The following is a 1,648-nucleotide window of genomic DNA, read 5'->3' as shown; positions in this document are numbered from 1 at the left end:
CTTCAGACACATCAAGATCTTGCTGCAAATATTCATAACCACAAAAATATTGCCAATAAATATTTTCCTTTAGCTCTTCCTCCGTAAACGAATCAGAACCGTTGTACATAGCTTGAAGCATTGATAGTGCTAGCATTACTCTATGATCTTTCTTATTTCTACCAAATTGCTTGATTTCAATGTTAGGCAATGCTCTGGCTTCAAGTTCAGACCAATTTACTAAATCCCTTAGTTTATATAACTTGTTTTTAGGATTTAGTTTTGTAGATAATTTCTCTTCAAATAACCTTTCTTGTTTTTGGAGAAAAGTAATATTTTCTATAGGCATAATTTTAAAATCCGTAAGCTTTATGCGGTAATTATACCATTTTCTTATGGATTTTGTAAGCTGTTTATGACATGAAACCCCTTGTTAATTCAGGCGGGGAGAGTTTTGACGGAGGGACTTTGTACTTGATTAAAGCAAAGACCTTGTATGGCTTAAGCAGTCATCCTGAGCTTGACTCAGGATCTCCTTTTGTTACTTGATATGTTACATAAAATTCAGAATGGCTCATTTTTCCCGTCTGAATTATTTCTCTAATTCATCAATAATAGACCATAGCTTCAATAACGCCTCATTTCTTGCTCGCATTGAAGCAAAAGTACTTTGTTTTTTCTCGTCTACTATATGACTTGCAAATATTACTTTTTTATCTCCCTTCTCTATGTACCCTACAAACCAACCTTGTTGCATATCTGTTTTATTACCATTAATATCCAATTTGGCTCCATTACCTGTTTTTCCGTACAACTTCCATCCTCCAGGAAGTTCTTGAATGTACATTATATTTTTTGTTTTTTGATAACTTGCATTGCTTATAGGAAGCTTATGCTCCACCAGGCGCGTTAGAAATTTTATATACTCCTCAGGTGAGATTTTAAGGGAACTTGAAATCCATGAGCTAGTTAAGCCTCCTGAGACGTCCATATTTCCATAAGAAAATTTATTTATATAGTCCTGAAATTTTTCCATACCAAGTTTGCTGGTTAAGATATTGGAGTACCAAAGACAGGTGTCTCTCATCCAGGTACGAGGATTGTGATTAACTTTGCAAACATTGGTGTATGGATCTACTCCTGATGGAATAGACCATGTTGGAAATTCTTCATCTTTAAGGATTCCAGAGTCAAAACCTATAAGACTTAATATAACCTTGAATGTAGATTGAGGGCAGTAAGCAGTTACGCAATCTCCTTCTCTTTTTAAAATTTTACCATTTTGTTCAGCAATAAAACAATTTTCTGATGCGTAAGTGGATAGAGAAAATAACGCTATAACGAAAGGAACAAGGATAATATTAGAAAATCTAAACATGATAAGTATTTTTGGTTAAAGAAAAATCACTTATATATCACGATTAATTAAAGGTCAAGGCAAGTGATTTTAATACACTTAACAATTATAGTGAAGTTATTAGTATAGCAAAATGTCATGATTGATGAGGCGTAGATTGATCTTATAGTCATACCGGACTTGAGCCGGTATCTATCTGGTAGCAGAAGGAGATCCTGAATTAAGTTCAGAGAGCCTTTCCATCTATTTGTGTAAATTCGATTATAGGCACTTAAATTCTCCCTTCGAATTTGATCATAAAATGAGCCATAG

3 protein-coding genes are annotated in these 1,648 nt (G+C 33.9%); 1 reads left to right on the top strand and 2 read right to left on the bottom strand.

Annotated elements, in window-relative coordinates; translation table 11 throughout:
• The coding region (locus Megvenef_RS09400; RefSeq protein WP_322776028.1) for a transposase at positions 1-328 on the bottom strand (328 nt) is incomplete at its 3' end.
• A gap of 71 nt (positions 329-399) precedes the next feature.
• On the opposite strand from Megvenef_RS09400, the gene Megvenef_RS09395 reads away from it, so the two are divergent.
• Positions 400-528 carry a hypothetical protein gene (locus Megvenef_RS09395; RefSeq protein ID WP_322777657.1) on the top strand — a complete coding sequence of 43 codons (129 nt, stop codon included), beginning with the start codon at positions 400-402 and terminating at the stop codon, positions 526-528.
• 43 nt (positions 529-571) lie between these two features.
• On the opposite strand, the gene Megvenef_RS09390 is transcribed toward Megvenef_RS09395, so the two are convergent.
• Positions 572-1,357 (bottom strand): penicillin-binding transpeptidase domain-containing protein, encoded by a 786-nt coding sequence (locus Megvenef_RS09390; RefSeq protein ID WP_322777656.1) that lies wholly within the window; start codon positions 1,355-1,357, stop codon positions 572-574.
• Positions 1,358-1,648 lie beyond the last annotated feature (291 nt).

The sequence above is a fragment of the Candidatus Megaera venefica genome (genome assembly GCF_034554655.1).
Taxonomy (GTDB): Bacteria; Pseudomonadota; Alphaproteobacteria; order Rickettsiales; family Rickettsiaceae; genus Megaera_A; species Megaera_A venefica.
This window is presented reverse-complemented; position numbering and strand designations above follow the sequence as displayed.